Below are 21,976 nucleotides of genomic sequence, written 5' to 3'. Positions count from 1 at the left end.
AAATTAATGATCTATTATAGCGATAAGTAAATAGCTTAGTAACAAGGCGAAATGATGACATATAGTTATTCTATATAAATAATTTCTCAGCGAAGTTAGTGAGTTATTTAATTCGCTAGAATGAACATCTATCAATAAAATTGGTATAAATAACTGATACAAAAAAGCCCCGAAGTACGGGGCTTTCATTCGCTATTTTAACGATTATTCAGCTTTATCATCAAGGTTTGTTTCATCTTTTTTCGATGAATCATCCGATTTTTGACTTCCATCGCTAACTGGCTCTTGAGAGCCTTCAGCTTTTACCGGTTTTGCTTCATGGCGGTCATGTGCATCACGCGGTTCACGCACTGGTTGGCGCGCCATTAAATCATCAATTTGCTTAGCATCAATAGTTTCATACTTCATCAGGGCATCTTTCATTGAGTGAAGAATATCAATGTTTTCTTTTAATATTTCTTCTGCTCGTTGATAGTTACGATCTGAAAGTAATCGAACCTCTGCATCAATTATCTTTGCTGTGTCGTCTGACATGCTAGATGCACGACTGCCGCCGCCACCCATATACATTTCATTTTGATCTTCAGCGTAAAGTAACGGACCTAGCTTTTCACTTAAACCCCAGTGTGTAACCATTTTACGAGCAATATCTGTAGCTCGTTCAATATCATTACTCGCACCTGTTGTTACTTTATCAGCACCATAAATAAGCGCTTCAGCAATTCGACCACCGTAAAGGCTAGAAATCATTGATTCTAAAAGCTCTTTTGAATGGCTAACACGGTCTTGTTCAGGCAAGTACATTGTTACACCTAGCGCACGGCCACGTGGAATAATAGATACTTTGTAAACTGGATCATGTTCTGGCACCATACGGCCCACAATTGCGTGACCTGCTTCATGATACGCAGTCATTGCTTTTTCTTGCTCGCTCATCACCATGGTTTTGCGTTCTGCACCCATCATGATTTTATCTTTAGCAGCGTCAAATTCAGCCATACTTACAACACGCTTATTGCCACGTGCGGCATAAAGTGCAGCTTCATTTACTAAGTTTGCTAAATCAGCACCGGAGAAACCTGGGGTACCTCTTGCAATAAGTGCCGCTTCAACGTTATCGCCTAATGGCACCTTACGCATGTGTACTTTAAGTATTTGCTCACGGCCACGAATATCAGGTAAACCTACTTCTACTTGACGGTCAAAACGACCTGGACGAAGTAATGCTGGGTCTAATACATCTGGTCGGTTAGTTGCTGCAATAACGATAATACCTTCGTTACCACCAAAGCCATCCATTTCTACTAGCATTTGGTTAAGTGTTTGCTCACGTTCGTCGTTACCGCCGCCCATACCAGCACCACGTTTACGACCAACAGCATCAATCTCATCTATAAAGATAATACAAGGCGCTGCTTTTTTAGCTTGCTCAAACATGTCACGTACACGTGATGCACCAACACCTACAAACATTTCAACAAAATCTGAACCAGAAATTGTAAAAAACGGTACTTTCGCTTCACCCGCAACAGCCTTTGCAAGTAACGTTTTACCAGTACCAGGAGGACCAACCATTAGTACGCCTTTAGGAATACTACCGCCAAGTTTTTGAAACTTAGAAGGGTCACGTAAAAAGTCTACCAATTCGGTAACATCTTCTTTCGCTTCATCACAACCAGCAACATCTGCAAACGTTGTTTTAATTTGATCTTCGCTCATTAAACGCGCTTTACTCTTACCAAATGACATAGCGCCTTTACCGCCGCCGCCTTGCATCTGACGCATGAAGAATATCCATACACCAATAAGCAGTATCATTGGGAACCAAGAAATAAATATACTTGCTAAAAATGACTGTTCTTCAGGTTTTACACCTTTCACATTCACATTACTTTTTAATAAGTCATTTAAAATATCTTTGTCATAAATAGGCATAATCGTTTGAAAACGTTCGCCACTGGTTTTAGTACCTGTAATTGTCCCACTGGTACTTTCAATTGCCACTTCTTGTATAGAGCCATTTCGGGCGTCTTTAACAAATTGACTATAGCTTGTCTGACGATCAACTTGATCGCCACCATTAAAGCTCTGAAAGACTGACATCAGCACAACTGCAATGACCAGCCATAGTATTAAATTTTTCGCCATATCGCTCAAGGGGTTAACCTCTTGTATCCAATTAATTTAAATTCAACTAAACGCCAAGCAACTGTACTACAGTTTGTATCCAGTCGCTACTATATATACTTCCCGAGAACGGGCACGCGAGGCATCAGGTTTACGTATCTTCACTACTTTAAAACTATTACGTACGTCTTGTAAGTATTGATCAAAGCCTTCACCTTGAAACACTTTAACAATAAATGCACCATTTTTCTTTAGCACTTGGCTACACATATCTAATGCAAGCTCTACCAAATACATACTACCAGCTTGATCAACTGAATTATTACCACTCATATTTGGTGCCATGTCAGAGAATACCACATCAACATTTTTCCCATCAATGCGTTTTAATAATGCATTTAATACAGCCTCCTCACGAAAGTCACCTTGTAAGAAGTCTACACCTGCAAGGGAATCCATCGGTAAAATATCACATGCTATTACTTGACCTTTATCACCCACTTTTTCGGCTAAATACTGTGACCAACTACCCGGCGCTGCCCCTAAATCTACCACTGTCATACCCGGACGCAGTATTTTATCTCTGTTCTGAACTTCATCTAATTTAAAAACCGCTCTAGAACGCCAGCCTTTTTTTGCGCTTCTTGAACATATTTATCATCAAAATGTTCTTTCAGCCATCGCTGTGAACTGGCTGACTGTTTTTTATTTGTCATAAATTAACACGCAACTAATTAGTAATATTCTTTAGATGGCGGTAGAATACCCTTAATTCAAGCCATATTCAGCAAAATTTGTATAAACATGACATTATCAAATAAACAAAAGCAGTTTTTAAAAGGTCAGGCACATAGCCTCAAGCCAGTAGTTTTACTAGGTTCTAACGGTTTAACCGAAGGCGTAGTAATGGAAATTAAAAGTGCGTTAGAAATTCACGAATTGATTAAAGTGAAAGCGCCGACTGACGATCGTGAAACTAAAGCTCTTATTTTTGAAGCTATCGTACGTGAAACTGGTGCGACTAAGTTACAAACAATTGGTCACACTATTGTACTTTATCTTCAAAGTGCTGAGAGAAAAATACATTTACCACGTAACTAAATTACTATTTTAAGTAACCTAGTGTGTTTAATGAAAAAACCAGCTTAATGCTGGTTTTTTGTTATTTTACGTTTTAAATTAAAAACTCATTTTATGATGGGTTACATCATATTCACTGCCAGTACTACTGGGCTTCTTATTTAATATAAAGTACTGAGTAAATTGTGTTTCACTCATTGCTAGCACTTTTTCATTCGAAAGTAGCTCGGCTAGTTGCGGTGTTGTATTACTGTGCCCAATAACAACAGCTACACCTTTTAGTTTTAGTAACTCATTTTTTAAATCACTTAGCTCACCTGCGTTATACACATTTACGTCGATATTAAAATATGCCTGCAAAGGAGCTGCTGTTTGTAACGTACGTTTATAGTTGCTGCTGAAAATATGTATCTTTTGATATTCTTTAAAAAAAGTAACTAAATTATTTGCACGTGCCTTTCCCGCCTCTGAGAGCGCTGGATTTTTACCCGCTAATTTTTCGCTATGACGAAACAAATATATTTCATCCGGTGTTGCAAATGCCAAACTACAATTAAATAACATAACTAAAAAAATGATTGCTAATATTATTTTATTATTCATATTTTTTTACCTCGTTTGTATTCTAATAGTCTGTCGATGAATTCAGTCGTTAGTTCATTGATTACGCCAGTTTCAGCATTAACTATTAAGCTAAAACCAATATTTAAGTGAGGAAATACAACCACATCACTTCTATAGCCTTGCACCCACCCGCTATGATAATAAAGCGTTTCTTCCGCGTAGTTATAAACACGCCAGCCTAAGCCGTAATATGCTTCATTAAGATGCTTTTTCCACACCCTGCGATACAGTTCTTTTTTGTATGTGTATAAGGACGTGTTTGTTTTGCTAACGCATCTAGCGATAGAACATCAGGGTATTGTCCTAGTTGCGCTTTTAACCAAATAGCCATGTCACTAGCACTGGCATTAACACCTGCTGCGGGCCCTACTTTATAGTAATTTTTTTTAAGTTTAGCAGTATACCAACGCTTTTTACCACGCACGTGAGGGAGTGCAAAATTTTTATCTTTTACCATACCGTCATAACCTAAACTGGCATCTGCCATTTTCAGAGGTAAAAAAACAGCTTTACTTAACCATTGGGAATAACTTTTATTTGTAGCGTGAAAAATCACATCGTCAATTAAGCTAAACATTACATTTTGATAACCGTAGCATTGTCCGGGTTCACAAATTGGCTTAACGCTAAGTAGCTTTTCAACAATATCGGGGTAGCGCATACGCGACTCAATTAAGTTATCGTATGCATTTGGTACTAAACCACTTGAGTGACTTAAAAGGTGAAATACTTTTAAATCATCTTCATACACTGTGTTTTTGAACTCTGGAATATAATTACTTATTGGTTCATCTAACCTTAATATCCCGTCAGAGGCTAGCTTTGCAGCTAACGAACCTGCAAAGGTTTTAGACACAGATGCCAATCTAAAACGAGTATGAGCATCAACACTTTGCCCATTACGTGCTTTGGTAGCTCCTATCGGATGAATGTAGTCACTATTTTGAATATTAACTATCGATAATGCCGCACCGGGAATACCTTTACTCTTTAGTTTCTTTTCGGCATAGCGACCGTACTTTTTTACAAATGAATCCCAACCGGGATCCGCTTTTGCTACGACATCTATTGAGCTAAGCAATAAACACAGCGCTAGAAGGCCATACAATACAGGGGGAGGTACTTCATTTTTTATAATTTTTATCTTTTTAAACTACATCTAGGTACATAATATCATGAAGTTTTGTTTGGACTAACGTACAATACGACGATTATTGTATTTTTAGTGGGTGTGAAGTACTTATGCGTTTTTTAGTTGTGTCACTTTTTATTTTATTTTTAAGCGGGTGTGTTATCACAAAACAACCAGCGGAGCCTTTAGCTATGCCGTTGAAGCCTAACTTAAAAAGCCAAACATACCAGCTTGAATATGAAACGACTCATTCGTCACCAAAAGTTAAATCTGTTCAATTACCTGCACATAAAGTTATAAAAAATCAAACTGTTAAGATAATTTCAGACAAAGCAAGCCTAACAGACACACTATTATCGCAAATAAGCCAAGCATTAAACGACAAAGCATTAAAAGTAACGACAAAAAATAATAGTGACTATGTTCTTACTATACAGCAGCTTGATTTGTCATTTACAGACGATACAAAATATTTAATTAAACAGCCAAAAAAGCCCTTTTCGTTTTATACAGAGGTTGCCCAACAGTACCCAATTCAACAATGTGCCACTATTTTTGCTCAAGTCAGCATGCGTCTAACTCATAAAAAGTCTGGCGACATTGTCTGGTTTGCTAAGTCTTCAATCGACAGCGCAAGCTTTCATCGTGAGCCGCTAGTGTATAGTTTTAATGAAGAACAAAAAATTACGAATGAATTAGAAGTTGTTGCCTTTATCCACCAGCAAAATACAGAAGAGGCACGTTTAGCAAGGTTAGGTAAAGAAATACAAATTCCTAGCTACAAAACACTATCTAAGTTATCAAGCTTAACAAAGCTTAGCGGTCCATGTAATCGTACAGAAATAAGTGCATTAACCCCAATGATGCAATTTTATTTAAGCAGTATATTAATCGATAAAATTAAAGTTCAGTAATTTCTAATGTTTGCTACATTTTTTTACAGATTTAAGGAACGTATTAACAATATACTACGCTTTATAACATATAATAATTAGGCTCTTTTGAGATGAAAAACGCTTTACTTAATTATACTTTTTTATCATTACACTCTTATGTATGAGTATTTTTAGTACTTCAAGTATGGCAAGTAATCGTTATTATGCTGATAACACCTTAGAGCCAACTCAAGGTTTTGCATGGGATTGGAGCGCTGGTGTTGGTTATCATATCGGTGACTCTTACCTAATAGGTGTCGACTCTTATGACCATGGAATGCTGGTTGACTTAACACTTGCCCTATCTTATGAAAATTTTTATCTCGACTTTGATCATAATCAACTAAGTGGCGGCCTTGTTGTAGGTTACAGCCTGATAGACAAGTTTGATTGGGGTCTCGATATTTTAGGTACAAATGTTCAAAGTGGCTTTAACGATAAAGGACTTGGTCTATACAATGATGGCATTATCGATGAGTTAAGGGGTATAAAAACACGTAACTACGATTTTGATACCGGACTCAGATTAACTCGTCGATTTGAAAACTCACAAATTTCTTTTGAATACCTTCATGACATTTCTGGCACACATAATGGCTGGATCGTAAATACCTTTTTTAGCCATATTTTACCCTGGCGTAACTGGGAGTTTAGAACTGGAGTTGGGTTGAGTGCTTACTCTAGTGACTTCACCAATTATTATTTTGGTATAGACAGTAGTGAAGCGACGAGTGATCGTCCAATTTATAGAACAAATGCAAGTAGCAGTATGATGTTTGAATTCCATGCTGAGTACCCAATTAACCAAGATTGGGTCTTTTTAGCAGGATGGCTGACGACTTGGTTTTCAAATGAGATTGATGAAAGCCCTATTATTACTCGAAGATATCAACACCAAGCCAAGGTAGGCCTTCGTTATGTATTTTAGATGGGTCTGTGCTTTTCTGCTTTTCCCTACGGCATTTTTATCAAAAGCAGATGAAATGCCCAATGCTCTTATTGCGCTTCCAGATACTTGTGTCGCACTTAGAGAAGGAAGAAACTGTTATGCTGATATCACTCTAACATGGCATCAGCCAACGTTTGGCAATTACTGCTTACGCGATGCGACCTCAAAGTACATTATGCAATGCTGGCTTAAACAAAAGGAAGGAACTTTTAATTATGCTTTTGATTCACAGCAGAGTATCTCATTTGAGCTCTTTGATAGTAATACATCTAAAGTTATTAGCCTTACAGAAGTAAAACTACAGTGGGTATATCAAAACAGACAAAAGAAACGCCGTTGGCGATTATTTTAATAAACACATTAAGGATAATTTATGAATAACTACGGCACTATTTTACTCATTGAAGATGATGTATCGCTCGCTCAGTGGGTTGCAGAATACTTAACGGAGCAAGGTTATACGACCCATGTATGCCATCGAGGCGACGAGGTTATTGGCCAAGTAAAAACCTTAAATCCTAGCATTGTCCTACTTGATATTATGCTTCCTGGACAAGACGGAATTAGCGTATGCAGAGAACTGCGTAGCTTTTATAACTCCTATTATAATGCTCACCGCACGCGATGAAGAAATGGATGAAGTAATAGGGTTAGAAGTTGGTGCAAGTGACTATGTCATGAAACCAGTTCGCCCTCGTGCACTTTTAGCTAGAATTAAAGCTGCACTTCGCCAAAATAATGAACCAAACAAATCACTGGCAAACGAAAAATTAATAACGGTTGGCGCGCTGAGTATTAACACAGAATCTAGAAGCGTAAAATTAAACGATCTTGATATAAATATATCCAGCGCAGAGTATTTACTTCTTCACTATTTAACGAGTAATGCGGGTCAAGTCGTATCACGTGATGCTGTTTTTAAAGCAACAAAAGGCCGTGAGTATGACGGCTTGGATAGAAGTGTTGACGTACTTATTTCAGCACTGCGCAAAAAATTTAATGATGATCCACAAAATCCGACTAAAATTAAAACTATATGGGGACGAGGTTACTTACTCGTATCTACCGCATGGTAAAAAGTGATACATAAGTGAAGACGTTTTATATTTCACTACTTAGCAGTGCGCTTTTATCTATCGTTGTACTTGGCTGGTTAATTGATGCATTTAGCCAACAAACACAAACCTCAGAAGATGAATTTAGTGTACAAGGTAAGATGATAATGGGCTTTAGCAAACAATTAGCTAATATCCCAACTTCTGAACGTGGTCGTTATGTAAAGCAACTAGCGAATGAGTTTAATTTATTAATTGATTACAAGCACAATGAATCTCTCGCACTACCTCCTTCATTATTATTACAGATGCACACTGCCGGTGGGTTGATTTTAGAAGATCAACAAGGCTTCTATATGCTTTATAGTAGTCAAATATTAAGCCCCTTTCATATATCAATGCGGTTAGACAAACGCGTAGATACTGAGCAGCGCAATGATATATTTTTAACACTACTATTTTATGCTGGTTTGTGCGTATTTATGGGGTTTATTATTACCCCTCTTGCAAAGCGCTTAACAGTCTTAAATGAAGCAGCTAAAAAGTTTGCCTCAGGTAATGTACAAGCAAGAATTAAAGTGTCGCACTTCACCTACATAAAAGATGTAGAGCTCACATTTAACAGAATGGCCAGTCAGATAGAAAAACTAGTCGCCGAAAATAAACTAATGGCGTCAAGCTTATCTCACGATATTCGTACACCCATTGCGTGCCTGCGCTTTGGATTAGATGCGGCTATTGATAGCTATGATGAGCAACAAATAAAAAAATATTTATCCCGTATGGAAAGCGATTTAGACCATATGGAGTCTATGTTAAAAAGCTATTTAGCCTTTGCAACGCTTGAGCAAAATGCCAACAAATTGACCTACTCTTCAACTAATATTAAGCACTATCTCAGTGATATATTAATACAACTTGCACCTAAATTTGAATCGCAAATGCTCAACGTACAACTTAATAGCTCAAGTGACATTATCAATGCCGACTTACATTGGCTTGCTCGTGCAATAACTAACTTATTAAATAATGCTTGTGACTTCGCAGAGCTACATATTTATCTAAGTGCTAAAGTGTACGAACACCAGCTTGTAATCACTGTTGAAGACGATGGCCCTGGTATAGCAAAAGAAAATTTTAACAACGTATTTAGCCCATTTTTCAAAAGAAGAAGAACATCGTAACCGCGCAGATAAAAGCTATGGGCTTGGCCTTGCGATTGTTGAAAAAGTAGCTGATTGGCATCATGGCAGCGTAAAAGTAAGTAAAAGTAACCAATTAGGTGGAGCCTGTTTTACACTTATTATCGTTCAACATCACAAAGCGTAAAGCATTAATTACACCCTGTAATTAACATTTTAAAAACAAAAACAACCTGTTAACTTTAACTATACAGTAACATTTATTAAAAACATCGCGTATACCATACTACTGGCATACTAAATTGTGTGAGATCAGCAAATAAGCACTTTTTATTTTTTTACATTTCCAGTAGATTGTCTGCGCCGTCAAAAAATAGAGAAGTACAATAATATGAGCGCAGTTAGAGGCGAGTTTAGTTCTCGTTTTGGTTTTATTATGGCCGCCGCAGGTTCTGCTGTTGGCTTGGGTAATATTTGGGGATTCCCTACACAAACAGCCAGCAATGGTGGTGCTGCTTTTTTAGTTGCATATTTAGTACTCGCGTTCTTTTTGGCTTACCCAGCTTTAATGGCCGAACTTATGATTGGTCGCCATGGTCAAGCAAATGCAGTTTCATCGCTTCAAAAAATATCTAATAGACCTTGGCAAAAACACTTCGCGTTTATTGTTGGTTTTGGCGGTATTTTATGTGCTGGATTTATATTAAGTTTTTACGCGATTGTTGCCGGTTGGATGCTCAGCGCAACAGCAGAGCCAATAGCGACGCTTGTTGGTGCAAACTCTACATCCACATGGCTAAGCGAGCAATCACTTACGCGAAATATTATATTTACTATGATCTTTATCTTATTAACCGTCGCTATTATTAGTCGAGGTGTTGAAAATGGTATAGAAAAATGGTCAAAGCGTTTAATGCCTGCATTACTGGGAATTTTATTTTCATTAATTGCTTATGTAATGACGCAAAATGGCGCAATGGAAGGCTTAAAGGCGTACTTAGTTCCTGATTTTTCTTCTATTTTTGATCCTCAGTTATTAGTCAGTGCGTTAGGCCAAGCTTTTTTCTCATTATCATTGGGTACCAGTGTAATGATTATTTATGGCTCATACATTAGTAAAAAAGAGAACCTCGTTTCATTAGGTGCTTATGTAACCCTTATTGACGTCTTCATTGCCTTTGTAGCAGGTTTACTTATTATTCCTGCAATGTATGTCGCTCAAGCACAAGGCGTAGAAATATTTTCACCGGTAACAGGGAAGCTGTTATCAGAAGATACATTAGTATTCCAAGTACTACCTGCATTATTTGATGGTATGGGTAGCGTAGGCTTATTTGTTGGCTTTGCATTTTTTGCGTTGATGAGCATAGCAGCGCTAACATCATCAATCTCAATGCTTGAAGCACCGGTATCATACACAGTAGAACGCTTTGCAATGAAACGTGTGCAAGCTACTTGGTTCATTGGCGCTTTAATTACTGTCGTTAGTATTACAATTGTATGCAATCTCAGCTCTTTATTTGGTCTGGTTATAACACTTACAACGAAAGTTGCCCAACCACTATTAGGGTTAATGTGTTGTATATTTGTTGGTTGGATTTGGTACAGGGGTTCACTACTCAAAGCTATTCAGCAGGGAAACCCTGAAGTCCATAATACATTTTTTGGAAAATATGGCCTTGGTATACTAAGTTTGTATGCCCACTAGCAATAGGTACAGTTTTTTTACATTCGTTATTAGGTTAAGCACTATAAAAATAGCCCACATTTGTGGGCTATTTTGTTAGCTATTAAATTAAGTCACTTAGCGTAACTAAAATCACTAAACCACTTTTAAAATCATGTCTTGATGAGGAATACCATCTTCAAGGTACTCTTCCCCCACACTTTCGAAACCAAATGAGCGATAAAAGTCGAGTAAATATGTTTGCGCGCCAATGTAAATATCACGCTCAGGCCACTGGTCTTTACAACAATTTATAGCTGTAGCTACAAGCTCACTTGCATAACCTTTGCCTCGTACCTTTTCATTCACTAAAACACGCCCTATTGAGCTGTACTGCGCGTTTCTATCATAACAACGAGCGTAGCTAAGCAACTTATTATTATCAATGCTATATATGTGCCGAGTAGTCACAGCAACATCATTATCATCAAACTCTGGGTAAGGACAAGCCTGCTCAACTACAAACACATCCACCCGACCGCGTACAATAGTAAAAAGTGTATGTGTATCAAAAGCCTCAAATGACTCACATTTAAACTGCATATTAAATCCTATAGACAAAAACCCAGCCTAAGCTGGGTTTGTTTAAATCACTGGCGAGTATTAAGCAAATAAACGCTCTAACTGATCACAAAGCTGTGAAAGATTAACATGATCATGCTCTATTGTTACGTCAATATAACCATCACCTTTAAAAGCACGATCGAGCTCAATTAAAACATGTGTTTTATGCGCTTCCGGCACAAACGACAATTCAATTTCCTGAATGCCAAATAAGCTTCTGCTATTAGGTTTATATTCAAGCTCTTGATAACAGCCAGATACAGACTGAAATGTAGATGCGCGTAAATGCCCCTTCTCCACATCAGCTTTAGCTAAGCTAAAACCTAATTTTTCCATTGCCTGCATACAGGTTTTAACTGCTTCATTAGGGTAAATATGCAAATGGTCTTTATCAGTAGGGTCAAGTGCTAAATCAATATCCAAACCAGTTTCTAGCCAAACGTGAGATTGATTGTAACCTGCATTAATTTCTGTAATTGGTGTTTCAGAGTGAAGACGCGCCTCAAAAGGAATACTTTTAACTTCGCCAGGCTCAATTGTACCAATTTCAGTGATGCGCCACTGATCAATTACATGATTAGTAAAATAATCCCCATCATCTCCTGCTACTTTAACACGAGTCATTAGTAGCAAATCTAAGCCTGATATTTCTTGGCTTATATCACCTGCAGTAATTACAATTTGTGCATTGAAAAGCTGACCTGGTTGCAAGTGCTCTGTCTCTAAAATAGTGTCTACTTTAGCGGCACCAATACCTACCGATGCTAAAATCTTTTTAAACATATATTTCTCCTTAAGCTGAGCGGCTCTGTTATATGCTCTAACTTAAACCTCTTCGTTATCGCATCTTAACCATATTTAAAAGCGGTTGTCAGTGAAAAAGTGTTATTTACATGCTATTTACGATTAAATACGTGTTATATGAGCATTTTTCATACGCAGTAAAGTATCAACTTCATTAAATGAGCATGTCTTTACACTATATTTATTTTCATTGATATGAGTTTTTCGCTACACTGCAATACCAAATGAAGTGATATTAAGAATTATGGAACTAATCTATTTTGCTACCGCGTTTGTTTGTGGTTTTGCTGTTTACCAATTAAAACTACCTCCTCTTATTGGCTTTTTATTAGCAGGCTTTGCTTTAAATTTATCGGGTTATAAAAGTACAGAACTGCTTGATACAATTGCAGCCCTTGGTGTTACCCTTTTATTATTCAGCATTGGCTTAAAACTCAAAGTTAATAGCTTAATGAAACCGCAAGTCTGGGCACCAGCCACGCTTCACATTATTTTTAGTAGTGCTTTATTCAGTGGCTTTATGTTATTGCTTGGGGTCTTCGCCCTCCCTCTTTTTGTCGACTTGAGTTGGCAAAGCGCCTTATTAGTTGGATTTGCCCTAAGTTTTTCTAGTACTGTATTTGCGGTGAAAGTACTCGAAGAACGCGGAGAAATGGCAAGCTTACACGGCAAAATTGCCATTGGTATATTGGTAATGCAAGATATATTCGCCGTAATATTTTTAGCAATTAGTACAGGCAAAGTCCCTAATGTTTGGGCGTTAGCGCTTATTGTTGCTCTACCTTTATTGCGCCCTCTTATGTACTGGGTGCTTAATCGCTCTAAACATGGTGAGCTACTCCCATTATTTGGCTTTTTCTTTGCGCTTATTGCAGGTTATAACGCATTTGAATATGCAGGCCTTAAAGGTGATTTAGGAGCACTTATAATAGGAATGATGTTTGCACCGCATAAAAAAGCTGGCGAATTATCAAAATCGTTACTTAATTTAAAAGATATATTACTGGTTGGTTTTTTCTTAAGCATTGGCTTAAATGCCGAGCTAACGATTAATTCTTTAATTATTGCCATCATACTTATTTTTGTATTACCGATTAAAATAGCCCTTTATTATTTATTTACAAATGCATTTAAACTACGTGCTCGTACGTCGCTACTTACAGCCTTTAGTTTATCCAATTACAGTGAGTTTGGCCTTATTGTATGTGCGGTAGCGGCTACAACGGGGATGATTACCTCTGAATGGTTAGCGGTAATGGCTATCGCTGTCTCTATCACCTTTGTGATTGCATCTCCTCTAAACAAGCGTTCCAACGAGTTATATGTAAAAGTAGAACATTGGCTATTAAAGTTCGAAAGTAAAACACGCTTAGCAGAAGAACTACCTGTAAATCTGAACGATACTAAAATAGTTATTTTTGGAATGGGTCGAATTGGTACTGGTGCATACGAAACAATTAACGCTACGCACCCAAATTTAGTTGCTGGTATTGACATAAAACCTGAGGTGGTTGATAAACATATTAATAGAGGCAGAAAAGTGCTGATTGCAGATGCAACCGATCCCGACTTTTGGCAACGCGTAAACCACTCTCATGTAGAAATGGTTATGCTTACTATGCCAAAGCATATGCAGAATATTTTTGCCTTAGAGCAGCTCCAAGCCTCAGGTTATAAAGGTCAGGTAACTGCCATTGCAAACTACCCAGATCAACAAAAAGAGCTTGAAGATATGGGCGTACACTCGACCTATAACTTTTACCTAGAGGCTGGTAGTGGTTTTGCTGAACATGTAAAACAAAAATTGTTTACGTAAAGTGAGATATAGTCCTTAATAATTACTAAAGATAATTTGGCCTTTTTTCCTACACGGATGTAGGTAATGGGCGTTATCAGAACGTAGAAGCGTGTTAATAATTTTTATTTAGAACAACTAGGTAAAAAAATTTGCCTAGTTCAGCGCAATTTTCTTACCGTTAAATAGACTCCATATAGAAGCAGATTGGTATAAATCCCCCAAGTTAGAACAAATTTTAATCCGGAAAGATCAACAAGCACTAGCTAAAAAATAATGAACTATACATTTATTTTAATACTTTTTGATGACTGAAAATCAATTCTATTTACATTCCTTTACAAGCGGGCCAACTAACATGTAAAAAAACAGGTAAACTGTTCGTGTTGGTTAAATAAGCTTCATGTTCTAAGACTTAATTAATTAGACTCCAGCTAATTAAAGTTCAACTAAGTTTAATTTTCTAACATAAATTCTTAATTAAGAGGGCCTACTCCCTCACTCAATAGGCTGTTTCTTGCCCGTCACAGCCTATTTTATTTCCTTAAAACACCTTACACTTAACTATGTCTTATACATTGAAGTAAGTGAATGGATCCAGAACAATTAAAACTTGCCATTAATACCAAGATGCCGTTTGGAAAATATGCAGGACGCCCATTATTAATGCTGCCAGAGCCTTATCTTGTGTGGTTTAAGCAACAAGGCTTTCCTGATTCAAAACTAGGTAGTCAATTAGCAATGATGTACGAAGTAAAGTTGAATGGGCTTGAGCAAATGTTGATGCCGTTATTAGAAAAAAATAAAATAATTGGAAACTATTTTTAAAATACACGGTCTACTACTTTGCTACTTGTTGATTTTGGTTTTAACCACAAAAAAAGCGCCTTAAGGCGCTTTTTTTATATCCTCCGTGAAACTACTTTTTAGCGGCAAGCTAATGACAAATTTAGCCCCACCAAGGACTGATTTTTCAACCCAGTAATCACCTTGATGCCAAGATACAATTTTACTCACAATAGCGAGTCCTAAACCAAACCCACCTGTTTTTTTGTCTCTACTCTTATCGAGGCGCGTAAAAGGTTTAAACACATTTTCTCGCTCCATTTCAGCGATACCTATTCCATCGTCTTCAACAATAAATAGTATTCTGCGAGGTTCTGTAAGCAGTGTTACTTTTACTTGGCTTGTTGCGTATTTAATAGCATTACCAACCAAGTTCTGAAATACGCGAGCAATGAAATGACTATCGCATTTATAGCTTAACTTATCAGGCAAGTTATTTATAAGTCTAGTTCGCGTATCAAAATTTAGCTTTTCAATACTTGTTTTAACCAATCCGACTAGATCACAACTTACAGACTGTAAACTTGGTTGCTGAGAGTCTAACCTTGCGTATTCAAGCATTTCTGAAACAAGTGATTCAAGTTCATTTATATCAGCGCTCATATTAGCTAAATATTTTTCGCTTTTATCATCTAAAAGTTGATCTTGGAGCATAGCAATTGCAAATTTAAGACGTGCCAACGGCGTTCGAAATTCATGAGAAACAGACGATGTAAGCTCCTGCTGAGCTGTTAATAAAAAAGTTATACGTTGTTGCATTACTTTTAGTGTATCGGTAACGGGTAAAAAAACGATTTAGAGGTATTTGTTAATTGAAAATCTTGCAAGCCTTCGACGGCCTCACATGCGTGTCGCAATTTAGAAAAATCACGCCAAAGTAAAAAGCTCCAAAGACCTACAGGCACACCAACAATAATAAGTAATAATAAATATGGCCAAACAGAAGTGGGGGTAGACGTTGATACTCCTACAGGACCAACCTGTAGCAGTTCATTTTCGCTAAGCTCTACATACCATACAATACGTTGTTGTTTATCGTATAAATAGAGGTAGTGATTGTCTGTTAATTTCGCTTGTTGTGCTAAAGGTAATATTAAATCACGTCGAGCAATTATGTGGCTTTCAAAATTATGTTCTAGCTTTTTTAGACCGTTAGGAGTTTGTGAGAGCAACCAAAGCGATTGCCCAAACTCATCGTCTAATAATACTTGCTGCTGTGAGTCTTCATAAGGCCATAACTGTTCAACTACACCGCTTACTACGAATAAAGAAACCACGATGTAAATATATAAACTCGTAAACAGTTTTCCCATTAAAGCCGACTAACCCATAACATTAATTATAATTCCCATGCATCAGAAACAAATAAATAACCTTGTCCCCACACTGTTTTGATACGATAAGGCTTATCGCTATTGTCACCTAGTTTTTTACGAATGCGTGATACCCTAACGTCAACAGTTCGATCAAGGCCGTCGTACTGACGTCCTATCATATGTTGATGGACATGTTCACGACTAAGCACTTCACCCGCATTAGAGGCCAGTAACCAAAGTAGTTCAAATTCATGAGAAGTAAGCGTTATTTCATTATTATTTAATTTTACGATACGGCTTGTTTTATCTATGCTTAGATCACCAAACTGTAACTCTTCACTTGCTTTCACGATAGGTTGACCACGGCGTAACAGCGCATTTATTCTAGCGAGTAATACACGCGGTTCGGCAGGCTTTATAACGTAGTCATCAGCACCAAGCTCTAAACCAAGTACCTGATCAAAATCTTCACCTTTGGCTGTTAGCATAAGAATAGGCAGAGTATATTTATCGCGAACTTGACGGCAAACGCTAAAACCATCTTTTCCTGGTAGCATTACATCTAAAATAATTAGATCGACTGGATTAGCTTCTAAGTAGTCAAAGACTGCATCGCCACGATCTAACACTGCGACTTCTAAGCCGTTATGTTCAAGATAATCTTTTGTTAATTGCTGTAAGCCGAGATCATCTTCAACAAGTAAAATTTTTGGCATTAGTTGCTCCTAATTTAAAAAAGCTCCACGGAGAGCGAAGTCTGCGCCTATTTTTCTTTGCGTGCGCGCTCTGTACTTCAACCTGTATTTTTGCTAATAGTACACCCGTGTGAGGATTGATTAGGGAGTATATGGTCTCTACCTGAACCCGCGCTTTATAATTGAATTGCCCTGAACGTTGCTGTTTCCAACAATAAATTTTTTCATATTGTTGATATAAACAAACATCACTCAATGCTTCTTGCTGCCAATTAAATTGTAAATCAAGATCACAAAATGCTTGTTGCTCAGAAATCACACAGACTTTGGGAGAGACGCTAAAATTAGCGGTTTGTGCTCTGCAAGAACCACTAAATAGCGATGCTATAAGCACAATAAACATTAAATACTTCATATTAAAAAGTATGATCTAATCCTATAAAGGCAGTCATTGAATAAGCATGTTCAAAGAGCGGACTACCATCCATAGCCGAATAATTGTAATATGCTAAATGAAAACGAAGTGAGTTAACCTTACTCAGCGGCCAACGGGCGTCGATTTTAGCATAAGGCTGCCAACTACTGCCAACATCAATTTTACCTAATTGAGTTTCGTCGGCTTTTAGTCCATAGAAATAGTCATTTAGTTCAGCCGATTTATAATTTATTCCCAGCGTCGGTTTTATTTTTAACTTTCCAACTTCAGCATGATATTGCCACTGCAATGCACCACGCAATCCGTTATAAACACTGGTAACATCATGAAGTGCTTGAATAGAAAATACGTTAGCATCATCTACATAGTGATATGCAATGCCCGCATCGAGGGCAATATGGCGTTTTTCTATGTCATTTATATTGATATTTTTGGGAGATGAAGTACTTTGTTGCTGCACTAACTGACTGTTTAACGCACTCGTTTGCAGAGTAAAAATATTAGTAGGATGCCAATCAATAAAAAAACGAGACTCTGCATTTAATTCACTAACAAGGTTTAAATTATGTTTTTGACTTTGTATAAAAGAATAACCAAGCCTTCCATTATCGAAAAACCAGTGCTGGCCATAAAAAGCCACCTGCGGAATCAACACAAGGGGAATGTTGTCCCCACCTCGTAATGGGTTTGTAACAACTCCAGCACCAGCGCTTAGACTAAAATGCCACTGCTCTATAGCTATATGTTGCTCTTCAAACTCTTGTGTTACATTTTTAGCTTGCTGTCCATTGGCAGCAAAGCATGCAACTAAAGTGATCAGCAAAAAAGCTGTTAATATTGAAAAGTTAAACCGCATCAGTATAAGTCAAAGTGTGTGAAAATTATTAAGTGCCCCATAGTAGCAAGGTCGTTTTAAACTAGCTCTAGCTAGTTACAATCATTCACAATTTTTATACATATTAATTAACTTATGTTCATTATTTGAACAGCTAAACATCTGGCGCTATCTCTATTCGATTACGACCATGAGTTTTTGCTATGTAAAGCGCTCTATTAGCGCGTTCAACTAACACAGTGCCATTAGTAAATGGTCGTAGAATAGCCAAACCAAAACTCGCAGAAATAGCACGTTTAGTATTAGTATCACCTTTTTTACGAACAGCCAATTTTGCAATATCCAAACGAATACAATCTGCAAATGCCATCATATCGTTGATAGTGTCAAAATAAGCTGTAATACAAAATTCTTCACCGCCATAACGATAAACTTTTGCAGTCTCTTTAATTTTTTCTTTCACTTTTTTTGCTACTAACTTTAATACTTCGTCACCTTTTTGATGGCCAAAGTCATCATTAAAACGCTTAAAATGATCAATATCAAACATAATGAGAACCGCAAGTGATGTGTGTTGATTTTGCTCAGAATACTTTTTACAAAAATCCGTAATATCTAAATCAAACTTACCTCGGTTATAAAAACCAGTAAGAGGGTCTGTATCAGCAACTTTTTTGAAACATTGAGTGCTTCTTTTAAGTCTTTTATTTCATTATAAGCAAATGCAAGTTTAGTTTGAAACTCACGTGCATGATTTTGCATTGCAATCGATTCATCGGTTAAACGTTCAACGCACCCAAGCACTTGATTATACGAGCTAATATCTGTAATCAAATTTAACTCATTCTGGGAGTCAACCAAGGTTGTAGTAAAACTTTTTGAATGCTCAAGCGCAATGCCTAAATCTTGTTGCACTTGATCGATTGTGCTATAAAATTTTTCGGATACGTCTTGAAATAACGCTAAATCGTCTTTATTTAAATGCTTATCAAATATTGCCTTCGCTCTATCTTGAGTGCATGTTTGTTGCTGAGCAATGACATGATCAAGCTCTGCATTTAAAGAGGGTTTATTACCTTGTATATAACAATACCAAATAGCGTAATTGATTGGCGTAACCGGCATGCGGTACTTTACCATCATAGGAATCGCCTTTTTTAGGCATTGAGCAGAATGAGCAAGTGATACGGCACGATCCATAGTAAAATAAACTCTCAAGCGTCATTATTTTTATTGTTAGGTTTTTGATGTTAATTAATAGTAAACCTATAAGCAACTAATATTCATACTATTTTATGAACTAAATGAATATTTGCTCCTTTAAATAGCACTTGCGTCTAAAGTTTGTGCAATACTCCATAAAGCGCTAATAGCAGGATCATTTAACTCTTTACGAAGGACAGCTAGACCAATCTCAAAACCTTCTGGAGTAGCCCTCTTTGTATCCAATACTTGTACCTTATCCTGCAGTGGACTGTTATCTAGCACTATTTTAGGGACCATTGCGACACCTAAACCCAGACTCACCATTGACACCATAGCTTCATGTCCAGCGACTTGCGCATAAATCTTTCCATGAACATTATTTTTACGCCACCACTGCTCAAGTCGTTGCCTTGAAAAACCTTGCTCCGGAACAATAAATTCAAGTTCAGACCAATCAATATTATCACCGCTCTTTATTAACTTTTCAGTGATCTGACAATGAATTCTAGGTGCAATTAAAACAAGTGGTGAATAGCCTATTTTTACAAATGCTATTTGTGTAGGAAGCTTATTTGGCTTGGCTGCAATTGCCATCGACTCGTGACCATCGAGTACCCTATTAATAGCTAAAGCTGGATCACCGGTATTTAAAGTTATTTCGATATGCTGATGCTGTGCACGTAATTGCTCTAATATTTGATGTAAAAAACTATAAGAAGCTGTCACTGAGCAATAAATACTAACATTGCCATAAATATGCTGTTGTGGATCTTTCACATTCGCTTTAAAACGTTGCCAACTGGCTAACGTTGCCGTAGCGTAATCAATAAACGACTCTCCTTCACGTGTTAATTTAACACTGCGGTTATCGCGTATAAATAATGCAACACCAACCTCTTCTTCCAAGTGTTTTATATTGCGGCTCAAAGTAGGCGCACTTATATGGCAAAGTTCGCTTGCGCGGCCAAAATGAAGTGTTTTAGCCAGTGCTAAAAAGTAGTTTAAATGTTTATGATCCATGCCAAACTCAGTATTTCATATTATGAAACACTTTAATTCAAATATATCATTTTACGCAAGTAACTATTTTACATATGGTGTTTGTAAGCGCAGTAAACATTGCGCATCTAACAAATATTACTTTATAGGACACTAACAATGGCGAATTATTTCAATACCTTACCTTTACGCGAGCAATTAGCGCAATTAGCGCAATGTGAATTTATGGACGCAGCCGAATTTGCCGATGGCGTTGATGCACTTAAAGGTAAAAAACTCGTTATTGTAGGCTGTGGCGCACAAGGTTTAAACCAAGGCTTAAACTTACGTGACTCTGGTTTAGATGTTTCATACACATTACGTGCATCAGCCATTTCTGAGCGCCGTCAATCTTTCCTTAATGCATCTGAAAATGGCTTTGCGGTAGGCACTTACGAAGAATTAATTCCTACAGCCGATGTAGTACTTAACTTAACGCCAGATAAACAACATACCGCTGTAGTAAGTGCGATTATGCCGCTTATGAAAAAAGACTCTACACTTGCTTACTCTCATGGCTTTAATATTGTTGAAGAAGGCATGCAAGTGCGTGAAGACATTACCGTAATCATGGTTGCGCCTAAGTGTCCTGGTTCTGAAGTTCGTGAAGAATACAAACGTGGTTTTGGTGTGCCAACTCTAATTGCTGTTCACCCAGAAAATGACCCTCAAGGTCATGGTTTAGCACAAGCTAAAGCGTATGCAGCAGGGACTGGCGGACACCGTGCTGGTGTACTTAAATCATCATTTATTGCTGAAGTTAAGTCAGACCTAATGGGCGAGCAAACCATTTTATGTGGCATGCTACAAACTGGCTCTATTTTATGTTTTGATAAAATGGTAGAAAAAGGCGTTGATGCGGGTTATGCATCAAAGCTAATTCAATACGGCTGGGAAGTAATTACCGAAGCACTTAAGTACGGCGGCGTTACAAACATGCTTGACCGCCTTTCAAATCCTGCAAAAGTAAAAGCGTTTGAACTAAGCGAAGAGCTAAAACTAATTATGCGCCCGCTTTATAATAAGCATCAAGATGACATCATCGACGGCACTTTTTCACGCACCATGATGGAAGACTGGAATAACGATGACGTAAACTTACTTAAATGGCGCGCAGAAACAGCTGAAACTAACTTTGAAAAAACTCCAGCTGGCGACGTAGAGATTTCTGAACAAGAATTTTTTGATAACGGTATTTTAATGGTAGCAATGGTTAAAGCAGGTGTTGAACTTGCATTTGAAACCATGACTGCCGCCGGTATTATTGAAGAGTCGGCTTACTACGAGTCATTACACGAAACGCCATTAATCGCCAATACTATTGCGCGTAAAAAGCTTTTGAAATGAACCGTACTATCTCTGATACTGCAGAATACGGCTGTTATTTATATAACCATGCATGTTTACCATTACTTGCTGATTTTATGAAAAACGTTGATACAGACATTATTGGTAAAGGCCTTGGCGAGCACAGTAACCAAGTTGATAACCAAACATTAATTCAAATCAATGCTGCATTGCGTGAACACCCTGTTGAAAAAGTAGGTGCTAAACTACGTGGCTACATGTCTGCAATGAAGAAAATTGTTTAATTCTAGACAATAAAAGTTTCGCTTGTTAGAAACCAAGCCCATATGCTTTTCGCACGTGGGCTTTTTTATGCATATTCAC

General features: G+C 37.4%; 14 protein-coding genes and 8 pseudogenes. 10 read left to right on the top strand and 12 right to left on the bottom strand.

Annotation, left to right across the window (positions count from 1 at the left end; translation table 11 throughout):
* Window positions 1-204 precede the first annotated feature (204 nt).
* Entirely contained in the window at window positions 205-2,148 is a 1,944-nt protein-coding gene (gene ftsH / locus P4S71_RS14070) for an ATP-dependent zinc metalloprotease FtsH (RefSeq protein WP_337151629.1), read from the bottom strand.
* 66 nt (window positions 2,149-2,214) lie between these two features.
* Window positions 2,215-2,843, bottom strand: a pseudogene (rlmE, locus tag P4S71_RS14065) (23S rRNA (uridine(2552)-2'-O)-methyltransferase RlmE).
* An 88-nt stretch (window positions 2,844-2,931) separates the two neighbouring features.
* On the opposite strand from rlmE, the gene yhbY reads away from it, so the two are divergent.
* Complete coding sequence (yhbY, locus tag P4S71_RS14060; RefSeq protein ID WP_007377785.1) at window positions 2,932-3,228, top strand: ribosome assembly RNA-binding protein YhbY; 297 nt, start codon at window positions 2,932-2,934, stop codon at window positions 3,226-3,228.
* Window positions 3,229-3,306: 78 nt separating this feature from the next.
* Here yhbY and P4S71_RS14055 read toward each other — a convergent pair whose 3' ends face one another.
* Together P4S71_RS14055 and P4S71_RS14050 are read right to left on the bottom strand one after the other, a co-directional pair.
* Window positions 3,307-3,810: a SixA phosphatase family protein gene (locus P4S71_RS14055; RefSeq protein WP_337150859.1), complete on the bottom strand. Its 504-nt coding sequence runs from the start codon at window positions 3,808-3,810 to the stop codon at window positions 3,307-3,309.
* A pseudogene (locus P4S71_RS14050) lies at window positions 3,807-4,959 on the bottom strand (serine hydrolase domain-containing protein). Before P4S71_RS14050 ends, P4S71_RS14055 begins: the two are co-directional and overlap by 4 nt.
* 114 nt (window positions 4,960-5,073) lie before the next feature.
* On the opposite strand from P4S71_RS14050, the gene P4S71_RS14045 reads away from it, so the two are divergent.
* From P4S71_RS14045 to P4S71_RS14020, 6 genes and pseudogenes are all read left to right on the top strand, one after another.
* Window positions 5,074-5,877: a hypothetical protein gene (locus P4S71_RS14045; RefSeq protein ID WP_337120022.1), complete on the top strand. Its 804-nt coding sequence runs from the start codon at window positions 5,074-5,076 to the stop codon at window positions 5,875-5,877.
* Between the two features lie 166 nt (window positions 5,878-6,043).
* Window positions 6,044-6,826 (top strand): MipA/OmpV family protein, encoded by a 783-nt coding sequence (locus tag P4S71_RS14040; protein WP_337151628.1) that lies wholly within the window; start codon window positions 6,044-6,046, stop codon window positions 6,824-6,826.
* Window positions 6,816-7,199 carry a DUF3019 domain-containing protein gene (locus tag P4S71_RS14035; protein WP_008136943.1) on the top strand — a complete coding sequence of 128 codons (384 nt, stop codon included), beginning with the start codon at window positions 6,816-6,818 and terminating at the stop codon, window positions 7,197-7,199. Before P4S71_RS14040 ends, P4S71_RS14035 begins: the two co-directional genes overlap by 11 nt.
* A 21-nt stretch (window positions 7,200-7,220) precedes the next feature.
* Window positions 7,221-7,923, top strand: a pseudogene (locus tag P4S71_RS14030) (response regulator).
* Between the two features lie 14 nt (window positions 7,924-7,937).
* Window positions 7,938-9,231, top strand: a pseudogene (locus P4S71_RS14025) (ATP-binding protein).
* A gap of 204 nt (window positions 9,232-9,435) precedes the next feature.
* Window positions 9,436-10,790: pseudogene (locus tag P4S71_RS14020) on the top strand (sodium-dependent transporter).
* 76 nt (window positions 10,791-10,866) lie between these two features.
* Here the strand turns inward: P4S71_RS14020 and P4S71_RS14015 are convergent.
* Window positions 10,867-11,313 carry a GNAT family N-acetyltransferase gene (locus P4S71_RS14015; RefSeq protein ID WP_337120016.1) on the bottom strand — a complete coding sequence of 149 codons (447 nt, stop codon included), beginning with the start codon at window positions 11,311-11,313 and terminating at the stop codon, window positions 10,867-10,869.
* 60 nt (window positions 11,314-11,373) lie between these two features.
* A complete protein-coding gene (locus P4S71_RS14010) occupies window positions 11,374-12,117 on the bottom strand; it encodes a sporulation protein (RefSeq protein ID WP_096792667.1) in 744 nt (247 codons plus the stop codon).
* A gap of 265 nt (window positions 12,118-12,382) precedes the next feature.
* On the opposite strand from P4S71_RS14010, the gene P4S71_RS14005 reads away from it, so the two are divergent.
* Window positions 12,383-13,954, top strand: coding sequence for a cation:proton antiporter family protein (locus P4S71_RS14005; RefSeq protein ID WP_033028584.1), 1,572 nt, complete (start codon window positions 12,383-12,385; stop codon window positions 13,952-13,954).
* 570 nt (window positions 13,955-14,524) lie between these two features.
* The gene (locus tag P4S71_RS14000; protein WP_337120011.1) at window positions 14,525-14,761 is read left to right on the top strand and encodes a DUF3820 family protein; all 237 of its coding nucleotides are present in this window, start codon (window positions 14,525-14,527) and stop codon (window positions 14,759-14,761) included.
* Between the two features lie 60 nt (window positions 14,762-14,821).
* Here the strand turns inward: P4S71_RS14000 and P4S71_RS13995 are convergent.
* From P4S71_RS13995 to ilvY, 6 genes and pseudogenes are all read right to left on the bottom strand, one after another.
* Window positions 14,822-16,092, bottom strand: a pseudogene (locus tag P4S71_RS13995) (ATP-binding protein).
* 26 nt (window positions 16,093-16,118) lie between these two features.
* Complete coding sequence (locus P4S71_RS13990; protein ID WP_007378650.1) at window positions 16,119-16,811, bottom strand: response regulator; 693 nt, start codon at window positions 16,809-16,811, stop codon at window positions 16,119-16,121.
* The gene (locus P4S71_RS13985) at window positions 16,789-17,205 is read right to left on the bottom strand and encodes a DUF3019 domain-containing protein (protein ID WP_337150858.1); all 417 of its coding nucleotides are present in this window, start codon (window positions 17,203-17,205) and stop codon (window positions 16,789-16,791) included. Before P4S71_RS13985 ends, P4S71_RS13990 begins: the two co-directional genes overlap by 23 nt.
* Before the next feature lies 1 nt (window position 17,206).
* Entirely contained in the window at window positions 17,207-18,082 is an 876-nt protein-coding gene (locus P4S71_RS13980; RefSeq protein WP_033028586.1) for a MipA/OmpV family protein, read from the bottom strand.
* 133 nt (window positions 18,083-18,215) lie between these two features.
* Window positions 18,216-19,201: pseudogene (locus P4S71_RS13975) on the bottom strand (GGDEF domain-containing protein).
* Window positions 19,202-19,381: 180 nt separating this feature from the next.
* Window positions 19,382-20,287, bottom strand: coding sequence for an HTH-type transcriptional activator IlvY (ilvY, locus tag P4S71_RS13970; protein ID WP_007378646.1), 906 nt, complete (start codon window positions 20,285-20,287; stop codon window positions 19,382-19,384).
* A gap of 138 nt (window positions 20,288-20,425) precedes the next feature.
* Here ilvY and ilvC point away from each other — a divergent pair.
* Window positions 20,426-21,897: pseudogene (ilvC, locus tag P4S71_RS13965) on the top strand (ketol-acid reductoisomerase).
* Window positions 21,898-21,976: the final 79 nt, after the last annotated feature.

The sequence above is a fragment of the Pseudoalteromonas sp. B62 genome, assembly GCF_037162565.1.
Taxonomy (GTDB): domain Bacteria; phylum Pseudomonadota; class Gammaproteobacteria; order Enterobacterales; family Alteromonadaceae; genus Pseudoalteromonas; species Pseudoalteromonas fuliginea.
The sequence above is the reverse complement of the archived record's forward strand: the minus strand, read 5'-3'. Positions and strand labels throughout refer to the sequence as shown.